The organism is Aquimarina pacifica (assembly GCF_000520955.1).
Lineage (GTDB): Bacteria > Bacteroidota > Bacteroidia > Flavobacteriales > Flavobacteriaceae > Aquimarina > Aquimarina pacifica.
The window spans coordinates 59,633-78,427 of the sequence record NZ_JACC01000008.1 but is presented as its reverse complement, the minus strand read 5'-3'; the positions used below and the strand labels follow the sequence as shown (position 1 = coordinate 78,427).

Annotated in this window: 14 protein-coding genes and 1 riboswitch; of the genes, 13 read left to right on the top strand and 1 reads right to left on the bottom strand. The window is 35.0% G+C overall.

Annotated features, from left to right (window positions below):
- Positions 1-41: 41 nt before the first annotated feature.
- The 8 genes from DZ60_RS0105790 (at position 42) to DZ60_RS0105755 (ending at position 8,196) form a co-directional block, all read left to right on the top strand.
- Positions 42-668, top strand: a complete 627-nt coding sequence (locus DZ60_RS0105790; RefSeq protein ID WP_025741145.1) for a phosphoadenosine phosphosulfate reductase domain-containing protein — start codon at positions 42-44, stop codon at positions 666-668.
- A gap of 24 nt (positions 669-692) precedes the next feature.
- A complete protein-coding gene (gene cysD, locus DZ60_RS0105785; RefSeq protein ID WP_051477584.1) occupies positions 693-1,631 on the top strand; it encodes a sulfate adenylyltransferase subunit CysD in 939 nt (312 codons plus the stop codon).
- A 165-nt stretch (positions 1,632-1,796) separates the two neighbouring features.
- Positions 1,797-3,044, top strand: coding sequence for a sulfate adenylyltransferase subunit 1 (locus tag DZ60_RS0105780; RefSeq protein WP_025741143.1), 1,248 nt, complete (start codon positions 1,797-1,799; stop codon positions 3,042-3,044).
- A 110-nt stretch (positions 3,045-3,154) separates the two neighbouring features.
- Positions 3,155-5,239 carry a HEPN domain-containing protein gene (locus DZ60_RS0105775; RefSeq protein WP_025741142.1) on the top strand — a complete coding sequence of 695 codons (2,085 nt, stop codon included), beginning with the start codon at positions 3,155-3,157 and terminating at the stop codon, positions 5,237-5,239.
- A gap of 71 nt (positions 5,240-5,310) precedes the next feature.
- Entirely contained in the window at positions 5,311-6,090 is a 780-nt protein-coding gene (gene cobA / locus DZ60_RS0105770; protein ID WP_025741141.1) for a uroporphyrinogen-III C-methyltransferase, read from the top strand.
- A gap of 26 nt (positions 6,091-6,116) precedes the next feature.
- Positions 6,117-6,716 (top strand): precorrin-2 dehydrogenase/sirohydrochlorin ferrochelatase family protein, encoded by a 600-nt coding sequence (locus DZ60_RS0105765; protein ID WP_025741140.1) that lies wholly within the window; start codon positions 6,117-6,119, stop codon positions 6,714-6,716.
- Positions 6,713-7,768 (top strand): NAD(P)/FAD-dependent oxidoreductase, encoded by a 1,056-nt coding sequence (locus DZ60_RS0105760; protein ID WP_025741139.1) that lies wholly within the window; start codon positions 6,713-6,715, stop codon positions 7,766-7,768. Before DZ60_RS0105765 ends, DZ60_RS0105760 begins: the two co-directional genes overlap by 4 nt.
- Before the next feature lie 107 nt (positions 7,769-7,875).
- Positions 7,876-8,196, top strand: coding sequence for a 2Fe-2S iron-sulfur cluster-binding protein (locus tag DZ60_RS0105755; protein ID WP_025741138.1), 321 nt, complete (start codon positions 7,876-7,878; stop codon positions 8,194-8,196).
- A gap of 399 nt (positions 8,197-8,595) precedes the next feature.
- Here DZ60_RS0105755 and DZ60_RS24060 read toward each other — a convergent pair whose 3' ends face one another.
- Positions 8,596-11,868, bottom strand: coding sequence for a chondroitinase-B domain-containing protein (locus DZ60_RS24060; RefSeq protein ID WP_025741137.1), 3,273 nt, complete (start codon positions 11,866-11,868; stop codon positions 8,596-8,598).
- Between the two features lie 554 nt (positions 11,869-12,422).
- On the opposite strand from DZ60_RS24060, the gene DZ60_RS0105745 reads away from it, so the two are divergent.
- The 5 genes from DZ60_RS0105745 to DZ60_RS0105720 all read left to right on the top strand — a co-directional run bounded on the left by DZ60_RS0105745 (position 12,423) and on the right by DZ60_RS0105720 (position 18,656).
- Positions 12,423-12,845, top strand: coding sequence for a hypothetical protein (locus DZ60_RS0105745; RefSeq protein ID WP_025741136.1), 423 nt, complete (start codon positions 12,423-12,425; stop codon positions 12,843-12,845).
- Between the two features lie 301 nt (positions 12,846-13,146).
- Complete coding sequence (locus tag DZ60_RS24055; protein ID WP_152537372.1) at positions 13,147-14,019, top strand: hypothetical protein; 873 nt, start codon at positions 13,147-13,149, stop codon at positions 14,017-14,019.
- 162 nt (positions 14,020-14,181) lie between these two features.
- A riboswitch (SAM riboswitch) is annotated at positions 14,182-14,291 on the top strand.
- Between the two features lie 138 nt (positions 14,292-14,429).
- Complete coding sequence (locus tag DZ60_RS0105730) at positions 14,430-15,431, top strand: homocysteine S-methyltransferase family protein (protein WP_025741135.1); 1,002 nt, start codon at positions 14,430-14,432, stop codon at positions 15,429-15,431.
- Between the two features lie 3 nt (positions 15,432-15,434).
- Positions 15,435-18,128, top strand: a complete 2,694-nt coding sequence (gene metH, locus DZ60_RS0105725) for a methionine synthase (RefSeq protein WP_025741134.1) — start codon at positions 15,435-15,437, stop codon at positions 18,126-18,128.
- Between the two features lie 51 nt (positions 18,129-18,179).
- Positions 18,180-18,656, top strand: a complete 477-nt coding sequence (locus tag DZ60_RS0105720) for a DinB family protein (protein WP_025741133.1) — start codon at positions 18,180-18,182, stop codon at positions 18,654-18,656.
- The last annotated feature ends 139 nt before the right edge of the window (positions 18,657-18,795 follow it).

Below are 18,795 nucleotides of genomic sequence, written 5' to 3'. Positions count from 1 at the left end.
GTGAGATTAAATAAAATAAGTTTTTACTGATTGATTTGATTATGAAGTTTACGGAAAAAGAAATAGAGCGTTTAAATATTAATTTTAGAGATAAAGCCCCTTTGGAGATTATTCAATGGGCAGTATTAAATGCTGAAAGACCTATTGTAACTACAAATTTTAGACCTTATGAGGCAGCTATCCTTAATGTGTGTGCTGCTGCAATGTCTGATATTCCTGTGATATGGTGTGATTCTGGGTATAATACACCAAATACCTATAGACATGCAGAAGAAGTGATTGATTTATTAGGGTTAAATATAAAATTGTATGTTCCTAGACAAACCTCTTCTCATAGAGATGTGGTAATGGGGATACCAGATATAGAGGATCCAATGCATAAAGTGTTTACAGAGCAAGTAAAGTTAGAGCCTTTTAAAAGAGCGATGGCTGATTTTAAACCAGATGTTTGGTTTACGAACCTTCGAAAAGGGCAAACGGCATTAAGGGATTCTTTAGATATTTTAAGCCTTGGTAAAGATGGGGTGTTAAAAGTTAGTCCTTTTTATTATTACGGTGATGAACAATTGGATATTTATATGAAAGAGAATAATTTACCCAATGAGTTTAAGTATTTTGATCCGACAAAAGTTTTAGGAAATAGAGAATGTGGATTACATACAAGTTAATCAAGCTAGAAAGAAAATTAATACATGGAAGTAATTGAAAATATAAAAGAACAAGTCGAAGGAGTGAAAAGGTTAACAGTAAATCCATTAGAAAGCGAAGCGATTTATATTTTTCGCGAAGTAGTTGCACAGTTTGAAAAACCAGTATTACTTTTCTCAGGAGGAAAAGATTCTATTACATTAGTTCGACTGGCTCAAAAAGCGTTTTACCCTGGTAAAATTCCATTTCCATTATTACATATAGATACAGGTCATAATTTTCCTGAAACTATCGAGTTTAGAGATCGTTTGGCAAAAGAATTAGGAGTAGAGTTAATAGTGCGTAATGTACAAGACTCTATAAATGCAGGAAAAGCAATAGAGGAAAAGGGGAAATATGCAAGCCGTAACAGTTTGCAAACAGTTACATTATTAGATGCACTAGAAGAATTTAAATTTGATGCGGCAATTGGTGGTGCACGTCGAGATGAAGAAAAGGCAAGAGCCAAAGAGCGTATTTTTTCTGTAAGAGATGATTTTGGACAATGGGATGAGAAAAACCAGCGCCCAGAGTTATTTGATCATCTAAACGGTAAAATTGATCTGGGACAGAATGTTCGTGTGTTTCCGATTAGTAACTGGACCGAATTAGATGTTTGGAGTTATATTCAGAAGGAAAACATAGAAATTCCTTCTATTTATTTTGCACATACGCGTAAAACTTTTGTTAGAGATGGTATGATTTGGTCAGCAGAAGATGATGTAGTCTATAGAGAAGATGATGAAGTAGTAGAAGAAAGATTGGTGAGATTCCGTACTGTAGGAGATATGTCCTGCACGGCAGCAGTGCTTTCTGACGCAATTACCATTGATAAGGTAGTAGCCGAAATTAGAGAATCAACGATATCAGAAAGAGGGGCCAGAATTGATGATAAAAGATCAGAAGCAGCCATGGAAAAAAGAAAACAACAGGGATACTTCTAAGAAAAATAAGTATTCATTAGTTATGAATATTTGATGATATTCTGATGATTCAGACAATATAAATTTAAGAATAAAAAAATATGGAAGATAGTTCGCTTTAGTTTTATTAGTTACTATTAGAGAAGTGTAATTAGCGAATATCTATCGACCATCAACCAAAATAAAATGGACGTATTAAAAATAGCAACAGCAGGAAGTGTAGATGATGGTAAAAGTACCTTGATCGGTCGTATTTTATATGATACCAAATCATTAACTACTGATAAGTTAGAAGCTATCGAAACCAGAAGTAAAGCTAATGGTTTTGATTATTTAGATTTTTCACTTGCTACAGACGGATTGGTAGCAGAGAGAGAACAAGGAATAACTATAGATGTTGCTCACATATATTTTTCTACAAAAACCAAAAGCTATATCATAGCAGATACTCCTGGTCATATTGAGTATACTAGAAATATGGTTACGGGTGCCTCTACATCTCAGGCTTCGATTATATTGGTTGATGCGCGTAAAGGTGTAATTGAGCAAACATACCGCCATTTTTTCATCAATAACTTATTAAGAGTAAAAGACGTAATTGTCGCTATTAATAAGATGGATCTTGTAGATTTTTCTCAGGAGAAGTATGAGGCAATAAAGGCAGACTTTGAAGAATTAATTAAAAAAAGTGACTACAAAGAACAGAATATAACCTTTATCCCAGTAAGTGCATTGCAAGGAGACAATGTTGTTGAAGCGTCAGAGAATACACCATGGTATTCTGGGCAGACATTATTAGAACACTTAGAAGAATTAGACGCTCAAGACGTATATGAGAAAGCACAGGTGCGTTTCCCGATTCAGACCGTAATTCGACCTAAAAAAGATGAGTTTCATGATTTTAGAGGATATGCTGGTAAGTTGTATGGAGGAGATCTTTCTGTAGGAGATGAGGTGACAGTTTTGCCAACAGGAACAACATCAAAAGTAAAAGAAATTTACTTTTTTGATCAAAAGTTTGATACAGCGGGAAGAGGAAGTTCATGCACTATTACACTAGAGGATGATGTTAATGTTAGTCGTGGTGATATGATTGTAAAATCAGCAGAAAAGCCAAGAGTAGAAAAACAATTGACAGCCACCGTTTGTTGGATGGATAGTAAAGATCTTGCTGTAGGATCTAATTATTTTATACAAAGTGGTAGTAGTCGAGTGTTGGTTAAAATAAAAAATATAAATGGTACCATTGCGACAGATTTTTCTGGAGAGAATACTTCAAAAAATTCTTTAAGTCTAAATGAAATAGGAAAAGTTCAAATACAATTGAGTAAACCACTAGCGATAGATTCTTATAGTAAAAATAAAGCTTCAGGATCTTTTATATTGATAGATTCACAAACAAATAATACAGCTGGTGTAGGATTTATTGATTAAGTAAATTTCTTTAATCAAGAGAATAAAGCAAGGATTTTAGAATTCAAGGAATAAGTATACAAAAGTCATAGTTATGTCCTTTTTTAAAAAGGATAAAATATAAAAAAAAGATGCAAAGTTTTAGAACCGAAATAGAAAACCCAATAGTCCAAAATGATATTATAGAATTGGCTAATAAGATTGAGCAATTTCATAATGGAAAGATTGATGAAGAAAAATTCCGAAGCCTTAGATTAGCGCGAGGAGTTTATGGGCAACGTCAGGAAGGAGTGCAAATGATTCGTATTAAGTTACCGTATGGTAAAGTTTTGAGTAATCAATTACGAAGGATTTGTGAGGTTTCTGATGAGTACTCTCGAGGGAGGTTGCATATTACTACGCGTCAGGATATTCAGATTCACTATGTTGATTTAAACAGAACACCAGAACTGTGGGCAGAGTTAGAAAGAGATGATGTTACTCTGAGAGAGGCTTGTGGTAATACCGTGCGTAATGTAACGGCTTCTGAGACTGCCGGAATTGATGTAAAAGAACCTTTTGATGTATCTCCATATGCAGATGCATTATTTCGTTTTTTCTTGAGAAATCCGATATGTCAAGAGATGGGTAGAAAGTTTAAAGTATCTTTCTCAGGAACAGAAGAAGATACTGGGTTATCTTATATGCATGATTTAGGCTTTATCGCTAAAATTGAAAATGGAGTAAGAGGTTTTAAGGTAATGCTAGCAGGTGGACTAGGTTCACAACCAAGACTTGCTGATGAATTATATAGTTTCTTACCGACAGATAAAATTATTCCTTTGATGGAAGGTGTCTTAAGAATTTTTGATCGCCATGGTGAACGAAAAAGTAGAGCCAAAGCAAGAATGAAGTTCTTAGTAAAAGATATTGGTCTAGACGCTTTTAGAGAATTAGTAGAAGCAGAGCAGGATGCAATAGCACAAAAAACTGTTGCCATAGATGCAGAGGCATATGAGGTATCGGTTCCCGTATCTGTCAAAGCTCCACAAGTAGAAATTAAAGATCAAAAAGCCTTTGATCTTTGGCAATCTACAAATGTGATCACACAAAAGCAGCCTGGTTTTGTAGCTATCGGTATCAAAGTTTTGTTAGGAGATTTTTATACAGACAAAGCACGGTTACTTGCAGATTTAGTAGAAAAATATGCTGCGGGAGAGATTAGATTGTCTTTACGTCAGAATATATTGATTCCTTTTATAAAAGAAGATTTGGTTCCTTTTTTCTATCAGGAATTAGAAAAATTAGGATTCGTAGAAGCAGGATACAATAAAGCTGTTGATATTACCGCTTGTCCAGGTACTGATACTTGTAATCTAGGTATAGCAAGTAGTACAGGGATTGCAGAAGAATTAGAGCGTGTGATTGCTGCAGAGTACCCTCAATATCTCGAAAAAGAAGATTTAGTAATCAAAATTAGTGGCTGTATGAATGCATGTGGTCAACATAATATGGCTAATATTGGTTTTCAGGGAATGTCTGTGCGTACCAAAGATAAGCTTGTTGCTCCAGCACTTCAAGTGTTATTAGGAGGAGGGAATTTAGGAGATGGTAAAGGACGTTTTGCTGATAAAGTAGTAAAAGTGCCAAGTAGAAGAGGACCAGAGGCGTTACGAAGAATTCTAAATGATTATGAAGCGAATGCCGGCGGGAAACCTTTTGTTACATATTATGAAGAAAAAGGAGAGAAATACTTTTACGATTTTCTAACGGATTTGTCTAATGTAGACAACCTTACCCAAGAAGATTTTATCGATTGGGGTACAGAAGAAGAGTATGTGAAAGCAATTGGAGTAGGTGAATGTGCAGGAGTTGTTATTGATTTAATCGCCACTCTCTTTTTAGAAAGTGAAGAAAAGATAGAAAATGCAAAGGTTTCCTTTGAGAATGAAGTGTATTCAGATGCAATTTATCACGCATATAGTTCTATGGTAAATTCTGCAAAAGCATTATTACTGGCAGAAAACAAGAAGACAAATACACATGCAGGTATTATTGCAAGTTTTGATGATGAATTCGTTGCTACAGGAAAGATTAATGTAGGTAGTAGTTTTGCAGATCAAATATATCAGATTAATAAGAATGCACCGACAAAAGATTTTGCTGTAGCATATATTAAAAACGCAGAAGAGTTTTTAGAAAAAGGAAGAGCATTTAGAGCTACAGAAGTACAATAAGGTTTTGTGATTTAGTTGTATTTTTGTAAAGAATAAAAAAGAAGTTGAGTTTGAAGAAAAGTAGCCATAATATGAATAAAGCGATATCGGTTCAATCAAAAACTGCAAAGCTTACAGTTGTAGGAGCAGGACCTGGTGATATAGAATTGATTACGCTCAAGGCTATTAAAGCTTTAGAAAATGCAGACGTCGTTTTATATGATGCATTGGTAAATCCGGATCTTTTAGAATATGCAAAAGGAGCAGAGCTTCTTTTTGTAGGTAAACGAAAAGGATGTTATGCGTATCATCAAGATCAGATTAACGAACTTATTGTTAGTTATGCAACGCAAAAAGGGCATGTAGTTCGTCTTAAAGGCGGAGATCCTTTTATATTCGGACGTGGAACAGAAGAGATGGAGTATGCAGTAAAATATGGCCTAGAAGTAGCTATGGTGCCAGGAATATCATCATCATATGCAGTACCTGCCATGCAAAATATTCCTTTGACCAAGAGGGGAGCTTCAGAAAGTTTTTGGGTAATTACAGGTACAACAAAAAAACATGCACTATCTGAAGACGTAAAACTAGCGGCGCAATCAAATGCCACAGTAGTAATTTTGATGGGAATGAGTAAGTTGTCTCAGATAACAAAAATATTTACTGCTGCAAATAAGCCTAATACGCCTATTGCTATAATACAGAACGGAACAAGAGAAGATGAAAAAATAGGAGTGGGAACAATTAGTTCTATCGAGGCAATTGTAGAAAAACAAGGGCTGTCGAATCCTGCAATAATTGTAATAGGAGAAGTGGTAAACCATAGAACAGCATTGTTGGCATTACAAAGTGAATTAAACGAGTCATATTAAGAAGGCATATCTGGCAAAGAAGTAGAATGAGTAATCAGGAAAGAAATAATTTATACCCCGTGTTTCTTAAGGTTAAAAACCTTAATGTTTTAATAGTGGGGGGTGGAAATGTCGCAGAAGAAAAATTGAATTTCCTGACAAAATCTAGTCCAGATGCTAAAGTAACAATGGTGTCACCAATGTTTAGGGAGGCAACAGTAAAACTTGCCGAAAGATATTGTGTTACTATGGTAACAGATGTGTATGATGTAAAATACTTAGAAGGGCGACATGTAGTTATTGCAACTACCGATGTCCCTAAAGTAAATGTACAAGTCTGGAAAGACTGCAGAGCACAGGCAAAATTGGTTAATGTAGCCGATAACCCACCATATTGTGATTTTTATATGGGAGGTATAGTAACCAAAGGGAATGTGAAAGTGGCAATTTCTACCAACGGAAAGTCGCCAACCACAGCAAAACGACTACGTCAATTTTTTGAGGAAGTAATTCCTGAAAATGTCGACGATTTAGTCAAAAATTTAAATGAATATAGAAAAACAATAAAGGGTGATTTCGAAGAAAAAGTGGAAGTACTTAATGAATTTACCAAAGGATTAATAGGAAAAAAAGAAGTTGAAAAATGATTAAGACAGATATTTTAATTATTGGTGCAGGACCAACAGGATTATTTACAGTTTTTGAAGCAGGATTATTAAAGTTGAAAACACACCTCATTGATGCACTACCACAACCGGGCGGTCAATGTTCAGAGATTTATCCCAAAAAACCTATCTATGATATCCCAGGATTTCCAGAGATTCTAGCGGGTGATTTGGTAAATAATCTAATGGAGCAAATAAAACCTTTTGAGCCTGGATTTACTTTAGGAGAGAGAGCTCAGACTATAGAAAAATTAGAAGATGATACCTTTTTAGTAACTACTAATAAAGGAACACAGCATAATGCTCCTGTAGTTGCAATTGCTGGTGGATTAGGTTCTTTTGAGCCACGTAAACCACCGATTCCTAATATTACTGATTTCGAAGATAAAGGTGTCGCATATATTATTCGGGATCCCGAAGTATACAGAGACAAAAGAGTCGTTATTGCAGGAGGAGGAGATTCTGCACTAGATTGGACAATCTTTTTGGCAGAGGTAGCGAGCGAAGTAACATTGGTGCATAGAAGAAATGAGTTTAGAGGAGCTTTGGATTCTGTAGAACGTGTAGCAGAACTAACCAAACTAGGAAAAGTAAATTTGATTACCGAAGCAGAGGTAAAAGAGCTTAAAGGAGAAGATCATATCACAGGAGTAGGTATTAAGCATAAAACCAAAGGAGATATTCAGGTTGATACAGATTACTTTATACCGTTGTTTGGGTTGTCTCCAAAACTTGGACCTATTGGTGATTGGGGATTAGAAATAGAAAAGAATGCTATCAAAGTAGATAACTCTTATGACTACCAAACTAATATTCCAGGTATTTATGCAATAGGAGATGTAAATACATATAAAGGAAAGTTGAAACTTATTCTTTCAGGTTTTCATGAAGCTGCAATTATGTGTCAGAGTGCGTATCAACGAATATTTCCAGATAAGAAGTATGTGATGAAGTATACTACAGTTGGAGGAGTAGAAGGGTTTGATGGTACTAAAAAAGAAGCCAAAAAAGAAGTAGTTAAGTCTATTATATAAAAATAATTTGTTCTATTTTTAAACCTCATAGGTTTCATAAACCTGTGAGGTTTTTTACAATAAAATAGTGTGCTATTCAATTTGTTGAATAGAAAAATAAATAAAAGATGTCTGATATTACCATAAAAATAAAAGATAGAGAAGGTGTAGTTCATGATATACAAGCACCTACAGATATGGCAATGAACTTAATGGAAGTTTGCAAGGCTTATGAACTTCCGGTAGAAGGAACCTGCGGAGGGATGGCCATGTGTGCATCATGTCAGTGTTATGTGTTGTCGGATCACGAATTACCTGAGATGGGACAGGATGAAGACTTAATGTTGGCAGAAGCATTTTATGTAGAGGATAATAGTAGGTTAGGTTGCCAAATTCCTATAACACCAGAGCTTGACGGATTAGAAATAGAATTAGCACCAGAATCGTAGGTGTTACTGCCTTTTGATTAATTTTAGTAATAGCTGTATTTCTAAAAAAAAATAGACCCATGGGGTTGTTTATAGCAACCTGTTTACTCAGTTAATACAATACTAGTTTTGTAATGAGACTTAAAGCAGCTATTGGGGTTCTCTTATTTTGATACATCCAAGACTTTTCAGTGTGTAAGAATGTAGTGTAATGACGTAGTTTGGACTACTGCAAATTCTGTGGCTTCGTTGTTTTTTTTAATGTCATCTGCGGTGTATGCTAAAATCAAGAAAACACCAGTATTAATTGTATCTCAAAGCCTAATAGCGAAGTTTCAATGCAATAATGGGTTACATAAAAAAAGACTGTCTTTTCAGACAGTCTTTTTTATTTTTTTATTGAGCCATTTAGAAATAGTATTATTCTTTAGTTACTTTAGTGACCGATATAGTTTGACCTTGAGGGTTAGCTACTTGTAGTAAGTATATTCCTTTAGCTATAGCGTCACAGTTATTTAAAACACCATTGCGTCCATTAATACTTTGAGAAATAATCAGTTTCCCAAAGAGGTCAAATAATTTTACATTTCCAATAGTTTGGTCTGTTTTATTTATTTGAATTGACAGACTTTTTGTAAAAGGACTAGGGTAAGCAGTAACCTCGGAAATAGTATCAGCAAAAGTGTTTTTTGCATTGTCTCCTGCACAAATAATTTCGAAGTCCGAAATGGATATCCAAGAATCTGCATAACTATTCGCTCCGACCACAGTAAGTTTTACATATCTTACTATTTGTGTGGTAAAGGTTCTATTAATAGGTCCTGAATCTGAATTGTTACTGGCATCGACTAAAGTAGAAAGTCCTGATGTAGCAGATGTTGTAGAACCTTCTATTGTAAATTGATAATCTCTGTCATTATGGGTTACCAAATTTATTTCATTAATATTATAATGATCACCTAAATCGATTACGGCATATTGGGGATATCCCTCTGCTGACCATCTATTACCATCATTACCGTCAATGAGATTACTCACCGTATTTGTTGTGTTTTGCTCAGAGCTAAAGTCAATGATTGTACTATTTAGGGCTAGGTTTGTTCCTGAGCTGCAAGAGCTTGAAGAGCCTTCGCCTTCATAAACCTCAACTTCTGCCAAAGAAAGTGGAGTATTGATTAGATTAGTAGTTATTTTAACCGTGTTACCAAATGCTCCATTAGCATCAATAGTTATTGAAGGATTAGGGGTTTCGGTAATGGTTTGTGTGTATACTTCATTACCACTACTGTTGATTACAGTTACCGTAAAGTTAGAAAGCCTGTCCATGCAACAGTTAATTCTATTGTAAATTACTATTTCGCCAATATTAGTTTCTTGATTAAGTACTACCTGCCACCAAGATCCGGTTAAAGATAATGTGTGGGTTACTGAACCACCATTCCAATTTCCATTAGTATTACCATCAATTGCAAGATTGGCTTGTCCTAGTGTAGAGGAATAATTTGAGGATTGTGATGCAGTGCCGTCCAAGGCTAAATTATCATTGTTGGGTTCAGTGGATTCTGTAAACTCAAATGAATCAACATTTAACAAATACCCTGAACCTCCAGTAAATACTAGGTATATATCTTGAGTTCCGCTTATTTCTGAAATATCCTCAGTAAATGTTAGCCATGTGTCCCAACTGTTTGTGGATGTAACGGTTACATTTCCAATAAGTGTTCCTGTTGTGCTTCCTTGACGTATTTCTATAGTTCCTCCGGAATTTTGACTTGATGCTAAAACAGAAATCGAACTGGCTCCTGTACCAAAATCAACATCTTCATACATAATCCAATCTCCATTTTGTATCCAGCCAGCATAAGTGTTATCATTATCTATTTGTATTCCAGATTGTTCGCAGAAGTCTTCACCTTCAATAGTTGAAAAGGCATTCTGTTCTTGACATGTTGTAGTATCCTCTTCGCCTTCTTGGGATATTGTAATATTTCGACTAATACTATTTCCTGAAATAGTGATAGTAGTTGTCCGAGAAGAAGTTGTTGTGTTGGCATTTACGGTTACTGTTGTTGATCCATTATTGGACCCGCTAGTAGTATTAACTGATAGCCAAGAACTACTTTCACTTACAGTCCAGTTGATATTTGATGTTATGGTTATTGTTTGAGAACCTCCATTGGCGTCAAACTCTGATACAGAACTTACAGTTAGATAATCGGTGCTAGTTCCATCACAACCAGTAAGGCTATTACCGTTAGCATCTAGGAAGCAAGCTCCAACAGTAGAGGCTACGTCATTATCTGTAAAAGGACTACTAGATATATTGGCACCTGCACCGTTAGCACCAGATATTGTAAATATTTCACCATTACTAGTAGCTGATAAATTAGCTGATGTAAAGCCATTAACAGATTCACCTAAATCTGAACCTTCATATACATTACCAGAAAATGTAAGTGAGTTTCCGATAGTACTATAAGCACCAGATATAATGTTAGAAATATTCGAATTGTTACTTCCGAAATAAATCACATTATCAGTAACGGTACCATAAACATTATCGGCTCCATCTCTAGAGTCATTAAAATATATAGGAGATTCAGTATTAATAAATGTATTATTAGAAAAATCGATATTCTCAACATCTTGATAAGAGTTGGATACACTTGTTGATGCACAATTAGACACAGAACTTGTATTACCTCCTACGAATGTTAATCCATTATTCCAAGCTGCAAAGTCTTGGGTTGTAACACAGTTTTGAATGTAATTATTTGTTATTGTATGATCGCTATCAGTTATTCTAATTGCTCCGGTACCTTCTACGTTTTCACCCAAAAAATAATTACCGACTACTGTTGCGTTTGGACCATGACGCATTACTAATGAGCCTCTACATCTTCTAAAGGTGTTATTTAGGTAGCTATTATTGGCACTTTTATTAGTGATTATTTCATTTTCACCATCCGCTTGTACGAAATAGTTATTGCTTACAGTGGCTGCAGAATTTACATTTTGATACTCACTTGTACCTATTCTTATTGTTTCGCTATCACCTGCATTGGTCAGGTCTGGGTCAATTTTCTCATAATTAAAGAAATAATTATTACTAATAATATGTCCAACCTCATTACATCTTCCTCCCTCTGCATTGTACTCGTATTCAGCTAATATAAGAGCTCCCGAAGTGCTTTTGTTCATAAATGAACAGTTTGTTACAGTATTGTAATTTCCATACAATACGATCCATCTGTGCTTAACACTTGTTCCTGATTCGACATCATCTGGATCTACTTGTAACCCATTTATAGCACAATTTTTGATGGTGCAATGTTGAGCGTAATTTGTTCCATTTCTAAACTGAATAAAATTGCTTGCTCCATATCCACCATTCCAGTAAAAGCCATCTACTATTAGATATTCTCCGGCGATATCTATTTTAAGGCCATTATTAAATATAACACCTCCAGGGGTTTCGGACTTAAAGGTGATTGGGTTATTTGCTGTGCCAATTCCCGAAAATAAGATTCTTTCATCTGAATTGTATGTTCCATCAGCTAATATAACAACATCTCCGGCGCTTAAATTTAAGTTTTCTAAATCCTCTACAGAGCTTATGTTGTACTCTGCAGCGTTAGTTAGTAATGGGATCAATAGAAGTAGTGTTGTGTAAAAATAATTTATTGTTTTCATGGTTGTAGTGATTAAATTAATTGTGTTTTGTTTAAAAAAATTAATTTTCTTTAAAAATACTGTTAATTAATTGTAAAAAACAAATATGCCTAATCAATTGTCTTTTTGGTTAGTTTTTAATCTTCGACTTAAATTTTCTCATTCTTCCTTTTATAGAGTTCGATTATGATAAATATTTAATGTGTTTTAACCTCAATTCAAAGAGATTGTTTTGGTGTAACATAGAACTGTTAACTATATGTACAGATCTTAAAGGTTTCTAAAAAACCATAGATCTTGATATTTGGTGATTAATTTGGATGAGATTATATAATAGAATTAGCTCCCGAGTCGTAGCTCGTATTACTTTTTTGTCCAAAGAATTTTGTTGGTTTTAATTGATAATTAGTAACGTGAAAAATCATCATTAATTAGAACAAATATGGATAGCGATTTTAGGTTCTTAAAAAAAACTTAAATTAAGTTAAATAATAGTTAGGGAGGTGTTTAATAAGACACTATTACAAGTAGATTTCTGACATTTGTGTATCACAATACTTTTAAAACCAACAATAATGTCACAAATCAAGAACCTAAACCTAATTCCCTTATTAGTTCTTGCGTGTCTTTTACTCTCTTGTGAGAAACAGGCAAATACTATAGAGGAACAAAACATTGAAACAGATACAACTGTAATTAATCAAAAGAGCATTGCAGCTTTTGACGTAGTTATTAAACTTGTTGATGAGAATAGCGGGCAAGATGTTGATGCTACAACTTTATCTGGGTATGCCGCGACAAATCTAGAAACTGGAGAAGTTTCATATACGTCTAGATACGAGGTTAATCTTTTCGAAAGCCTTCCGGTAGGAACGTATCGTTTTGACGCATATGATGGATATTTTGATGGAGCCTCTTCTGTAGTTGCAGAAATTAGTTCAGAATTAGAAAACGAAGAAGGGTGGATCGAAATTACATTAAAATATTGGTCAGAATAATTTAGAATTTCTGATTTGAAATAAAAAAGGTAAATCATATCACATATGATTTACCTTTTTTTATTTTAATACTTGGTAAACATCTATTTTACACTAAGTGCTGTTTTAAAACTTAATGATCAAAATTTGGAGTAATTGAGCATTAGGAAAAAAGGGTTTTTTACCCCGATAAATCTCCACTTTGACCTGTACATAAAGGGGTTTTAGTCTCTGTTTTTTTGTTTTTGATTGGTTTATTTTTGAAAGAGGTCCTAAGTTTCTTAGTAGGGGGCCTGTTTATCAGAATAAAAAATCACATCACATGAAAACAACTGCATTTTTATTTAGGCTAACTTGCTTATTAATGGTATTTGGAACTGCAATTTTATTTACAAATTGTGAAAAAGAGCACTTATCAGAAGAAGAGTATATTTTAGAACAAGAAAGTGAAATAGTCTCAAACGAATTAACCAAAGATGAATATCTAACCAAAATTCAAAAAGATTCCCTGAGAGAAAAAGGGTTTGACTTTCCAATTGATTTTGATTGGTGTTCATACGTACCGAATTTATCTGGGTACTATTATGGTAATGATGGAGGACATTATTATTTTAGGCAAATCGGGAATCAATTATATTGGTTCGGAGAACATCCGTCAGGATTTTGGTCTAATGTTTTTAAAGGAACCATAAGCGGAAAGACAATTACAGGAACGTTTTATGACGTCCCAAAAGGAGGTATTCAGGGACAAGGGAGCTTGACGCTGTATATTGGGTGTTTTGGGCTAACAATTTCAAAAACATCAGGAAATCAATTTGGAGGATCTCTTTGGACAAAAACCAGTAAACCCGCAAATTTGCCACTACCTCGTTCTGCTGGTTTCGGCACCGTTAATGATGAAAATGATATCACAGGAAGATGGATAGGGGATGACGGTGGAGTTTACTACATCAGAGAATATGGTAATATGGTGGTTTGGTTCGGAGAACGTTTTTTTATATCGGGTCAACCATCATGGTCTAATATAGCCTGGGGAAGTCGATTTTATAGTCAATTATGGCTGGATTGGGCAGATGTTCCCAAAGGAAGTGCTAATAGCTCGGGGATTTTAAGAGGATTTGTTGAAGGTCCTGATTATATAACCTTGGGCCACAATACCGGTGGTTTTGGAGGAACAAGACTTTGGCGTTATTAAGATAAATATATAACTGTTATTAGGCAGTAAATCTCATAAAGACCATCTTTGATGGTCTTTTCTATATAAAATAGTAAAAGAAACTTGCATAACAAAAGGTTATGGTGTTTCTTTGCATCTCGTAAATAATTGAAAAATTATTTATAGTTCATAAACATACAATTGTTATCAAGAAAGGTGGAGGGAATAGACCCTATGATGCCTTAGCAACCCTTTATTCTTTAAAGAAGGTGCTACGTTCTATCCGTTAGTTATATCGGACTAGATAACGAAGACTCATAGCCAGCGCTATATTTTTCCCGTTTATTTTTCTTGATACTATATTTAGCTTAATTCTTTGATTTTGTAAGGAATTAGCAATGTTTGTTTTATTTCAGGGTATGCTGAGATTCACCTTAATTGGTTTTTAAATGAAGGATATAAAAAAAATAGTAGAAGAAAGAATTCTTATTCTTGATGGAGCGATGGGGACAATGCTTCAAAGAAATAAGTTTACAGAAGAAGATTTTAGGGGAGACCGATTCAAAGATTGGCCAGTTCCTGTACAAGGGAATAATGATTTATTGAGCATCACTCAGCCTGAGGCGATCAAAGAAGTGCATAGGCTTTATTTTGCAGCAGGGGCAGATATTGTGGAGACAAATACGTTCTCAGGTACTACTATTGCCATGGCTGATTATGAAATGGAAGAGTTAGTATATGAACTTAATTATGAATCTGCAAAGATAGCCAAAGAGGTAGCTGATGAGTTTACAAAAAAAGAGCCCCATAAACCGCGTTTTGTAGCAGGGTCAATTGGTCCTACAAACAGAACTGCAAGTATGTCTCCTGATGTAAATGATCCCGGATATCGAGCGGTTACTTTTGATGAATTAAGAATAGCATATAAGTTACAGGTAGAAGCATTATTAGATGGTGGTTCTGATATTTTGTTGGTCGAAACCATATTTGATACCCTTAATGCCAAAGCAGCATTATTTGCTATAGAAGAAGTGAAGGATGAAAGAGGTGTAGATGTTCCTATTATGATAAGTGGTACAATTACAGATGCCAGTGGGAGAACATTGTCAGGGCAAACGGCAGAAGCTTTTTTAATTTCTGTTTCTCACATTCCTATGTTGTCTATTGGATTTAATTGTGCTTTGGGAGCTAACCAATTAACTCCACACCTCGAAGTTCTTGCCCAGAAAGCAGAATTTGGTGTATCCGCGCATCCAAATGCGGGACTACCAAATGCTTTTGGTGAATATGATGAAACACCTGAAGAAATGGCAGAACAGATTAAAGAGTATATGGATAAAGGGTTGGTTAATATTATTGGAGGTTGCTGTGGGACTACACCAGAACATATATATGCTATAGCCGAATTAGCTAAAAATTACAAACCCAGAACAGTCGGAATTACTGTATAAGATATGAGTAAGAAAGAAGAGAGAAAATATCTAAAACTGTCAGGGCTTGAACCTATGATCGTTTCTGCCGAAACTAACTTTATTAATGTTGGGGAGAGAACGAATGTAGCTGGGTCTCGTAAGTTTTTGCGTCTTGTCAAAGAAGAAAAATTTGATGAAGCTTTAAGTATTGCTAGGCATCAAGTAGAAGGAGGTGCACAGGTGATAGATATCAATATGGATGATGGCCTTATTGATGGAGAAGTAGCCATGGTGCGCTTTTTGAATCTTATTATGGCAGAACCTGATATTGCAAGAGTGCCTATAATGATTGATAGCTCAAAGTGGCATATCATAGAAGCAGGATTGCAAGTAGTACAGGGAAAATGCGTGGTAAATTCTATTAGTCTCAAGGAAGGAGAAGAAGAGTTTATTGCCCATGCCAAAAAGGTAAAACGGTATGGAGCAGCTGTGATCGTAATGGCATTTGACGAAGTTGGGCAGGCAGATAATTATGATCGTAGATTGGAAATTTCTAAAAGGTCTTATGATATTTTGGTAAATAAAGTCAATTTTCCTCCAGAAGATATCATTTTTGACTTAAACATATTTCCTGTAGCAACAGGAATGGACGAACATCGAAAAAATGCCATCGATTTTATTGAGGCAACCAAATGGGTTCGTGAAAATTTACCTCATTGTAGTGTGAGTGGAGGGGTAAGTAATGTCTCTTTCTCATTTAGAGGTAATGATAGGGTAAGAGAAGCAATGCACTCTGTATTTTTATACCATGCTATCAAAGCAGGGATGAATATGGGGATTGTAAATCCAGCAATGCTAGAGATATATGACGATATACCCAAAGAGTTATTAGAACATGTAGAAGATGTTATTCTGGATCGTAGAGAGGATGCTACAGAGCGATTATTAGATTTGGCAGAGTCTGTAAAAGGAACAAGTAAAGAAAGAGTTGTTGATCTTTCGTGGCGAGAAGAGCCTTTGCAGGATAGAATCACCAGAGCTTTGGTAAAAGGTATTGACGAATATATAGTAGAAGATGTTGAAGAAGCAAGACTAAGTGTTGATAAACCAATAGAGGTTATTGAAGGACACTTAATGACAGGGATGAATGTGGTAGGAGATTTATTTGGTTCGGGAAAAATGTTTTTACCTCAAGTGGTAAAGTCTGCCCGTGTAATGAAAAGAGCTGTAGCGCATTTATTGCCATATATAGAAGAAGAAAAGAAGAAAAATCCTCAAATCTCTGGTCAAAAAGATAATGCAGGAAAAGTATTAATGGCAACTGTCAAGGGAGATGTACATGATATTGGTAAGAACATTGTTTCGGTAGTATTGGGTTGTAATAATTATGAAATTGTTGACCTTGGGGTAATGGTCCCGGCTGAGAAAATAATACAAACTGCAATTGATGAGCAAGTTGATATAATAGGATTAAGTGGTTTGATTACTCCATCATTAGATGAAATGGTACATTTAGCTAAAGAAATGGAGCGTAAGAATTTCAAAGTACCATTATTAATTGGAGGTGCGACTACTTCTAAGGCCCATACCGCTGTTAAGATTGATCCTCAGTATAAAAATGCGGTAGTACATGTAAATGATGCCTCTCGTGCAGTAACAGTTGTTGGTGATTTGTTAAATAAGCGAAGCAACCAGAAATATGTGGGTGATCTCAAAGAAGACTATGAGAAATTTAGAGAAGGGTTCTTAAAACGAACGAAGAAAAAAGAATACCTAACTATTGAGGAAGCCAGAAAGAATAAATATACCATAGATTGGCCGGTATCAGAAATTACGAAACCAAATAAACTAGGGATTCACGTTTTAGAAGACTTTGATTTGAAGAAATTGGAAGCGTTTATTGACTGGACTCCGTTTTTTAGATCTTGGGATTTACATGGCAAGTATCCGGCAATTTTGACAGATGAAGTAGTAGGAAAACAAGCTACTGATTTATTTAATGACGCTCAGGAATTATTGCAAAAAGTTCTAGACGAAAAATTGTTAGGAGCCAAAGCAGTATATGGATTGTTCGAAGCTAATACTGTTAAGGATGATGATATAGAAATTGTTTCTGAAAACGAAAGGTTTACGTTTAGAACATTGCGACAGCAATTAAAGAAGTATGCAGGTAAGCCGAATTTTGCATTATCTGATTTTATAGCTCCCAAGGAAACAGGTATACAGGATTATATGGGGTGTTTTTGCGTAACTACCGGGTTTGGGACAAAAGAACTAGCAGAGGCTTTTGAGAAAGATTTAGATGATTATAATTCAATTATGATCAAAGCATTGGCGGATCGCTTGGCTGAAGCTTTTGCTGAATATCTGCATAAAAAAATTCGAAAAGATGATTGGGGTTACGCCTCAGAAGAAGCATTGAGTAATATTGAGTTAATAAAAGAAGAATATAAAGGAATTCGACCAGCACCTGGCTATCCTGCATGTCCTGATCATCTAGAAAAACTTACTATTTGGGAAGTGCTACAGGTAAAAGAGAGAATAGGAGTAGAGCTTACGGATAGTTTGGCAATGTGGCCGGCAGCATCAGTATCAGGATATTATTTTGCAAATCCAGAAGCAAGGTATTTTGGATTGGGTAAAATAAAAAGTGATCAGGTCAAGGATTTTGCAGCTCGTAAGGCTATGAAATACGAAGAAGCAGAAAGATGGTTAAGTCCTAATTTAGAAGATTAGAATGGTTTTTAAAACCTTTCAGTTTTTATGTTTTTGGTTAAATAGTAAGGAATGGATATAGAAGATATTGTATCGCAATTTGAAGAAGTTTTTGAGGGAACACCTTGGTACGGGCTATCAATACTAAAATCAGTAGAAGCAATTCCTGTAAAATTTTGGGATCAAAGATCCAAGGGAGTGGCACATACAATTGCTGAATTGATTGTTCATGTGATTGATTGGAGAGTTTTTGTAATAGAAAAGCTAAAAGAGAATCAATCGTATAGTATTTCAATGAATTCTGAAATGGATTGGCGGAAAGATGTATCAGTGACTAATGAAGCAGAGAAGATCGAAGGTATTAAACAACTCAAGAAAACACAAGGAGAAATTATTCAATTGTTAAGTAAAAAACCAGATTCTTGGATGTCTGAGTTTGTATTGGGTAAGGATTATAAAAATGAATATATGATGCAAGGTATATTGCAACATGATATTTACCATTTAGGGCAAATAAATTTGTTGTTTGCTACTTTAAAAGATAAATAATATAAAAAGAACAAGGCATTCATGAGATTTTAGTTAAAATGAGCGTGATGGGTTGAGAGATTTGTTCGAGCTCTTTTATGATCATAACAAGCAAGTAGTGAAAACCCGACTGAAATAAGACGTAGGCATACCCAAAGTA

Excerpts from the sequence above, each read along its gene's own strand:
- cobA (WP_025741141.1), top strand. The coding sequence starts at position 5,311 with ATGAATAAAGCGATATCGGTTCAATCAAAAACTGCAAAGCTTACAGTT.
- DZ60_RS0105730 (WP_025741135.1), top strand. The coding sequence starts at position 14,430 with ATGAAGGATATAAAAAAAATAGTAGAAGAAAGAATTCTTATTCTTGAT.
- DZ60_RS0105760 (WP_025741139.1), top strand. The coding sequence starts at position 6,713 with ATGATTAAGACAGATATTTTAATTATTGGTGCAGGACCAACAGGATTA.
- metH (WP_025741134.1), top strand. The coding sequence starts at position 15,435 with ATGAGTAAGAAAGAAGAGAGAAAATATCTAAAACTGTCAGGGCTTGAA.
- DZ60_RS0105745 (WP_025741136.1), top strand. The coding sequence starts at position 12,423 with ATGTCACAAATCAAGAACCTAAACCTAATTCCCTTATTAGTTCTTGCG.
- cysD (WP_051477584.1), top strand. The coding sequence starts at position 693 with ATGGAAGTAATTGAAAATATAAAAGAACAAGTCGAAGGAGTGAAAAGG.
- DZ60_RS0105720 (WP_025741133.1), top strand. The coding sequence starts at position 18,180 with ATGGATATAGAAGATATTGTATCGCAATTTGAAGAAGTTTTTGAGGGA.
- DZ60_RS24060 (WP_025741137.1), bottom strand. The coding sequence starts at position 11,868 with ATGAAAACAATAAATTATTTTTACACAACACTACTTCTATTGATCCCA.
- DZ60_RS0105765 (WP_025741140.1), top strand. The coding sequence starts at position 6,117 with ATGAGTAATCAGGAAAGAAATAATTTATACCCCGTGTTTCTTAAGGTT.
- DZ60_RS0105790 (WP_025741145.1), top strand. The coding sequence starts at position 42 with ATGAAGTTTACGGAAAAAGAAATAGAGCGTTTAAATATTAATTTTAGA.
- DZ60_RS24055 (WP_152537372.1), top strand. The coding sequence starts at position 13,147 with ATGAAAACAACTGCATTTTTATTTAGGCTAACTTGCTTATTAATGGTA.
- DZ60_RS0105755 (WP_025741138.1), top strand. The coding sequence starts at position 7,876 with ATGTCTGATATTACCATAAAAATAAAAGATAGAGAAGGTGTAGTTCAT.
- DZ60_RS0105780 (WP_025741143.1), top strand. The coding sequence starts at position 1,797 with ATGGACGTATTAAAAATAGCAACAGCAGGAAGTGTAGATGATGGTAAA.
- DZ60_RS0105775 (WP_025741142.1), top strand. The coding sequence starts at position 3,155 with ATGCAAAGTTTTAGAACCGAAATAGAAAACCCAATAGTCCAAAATGAT.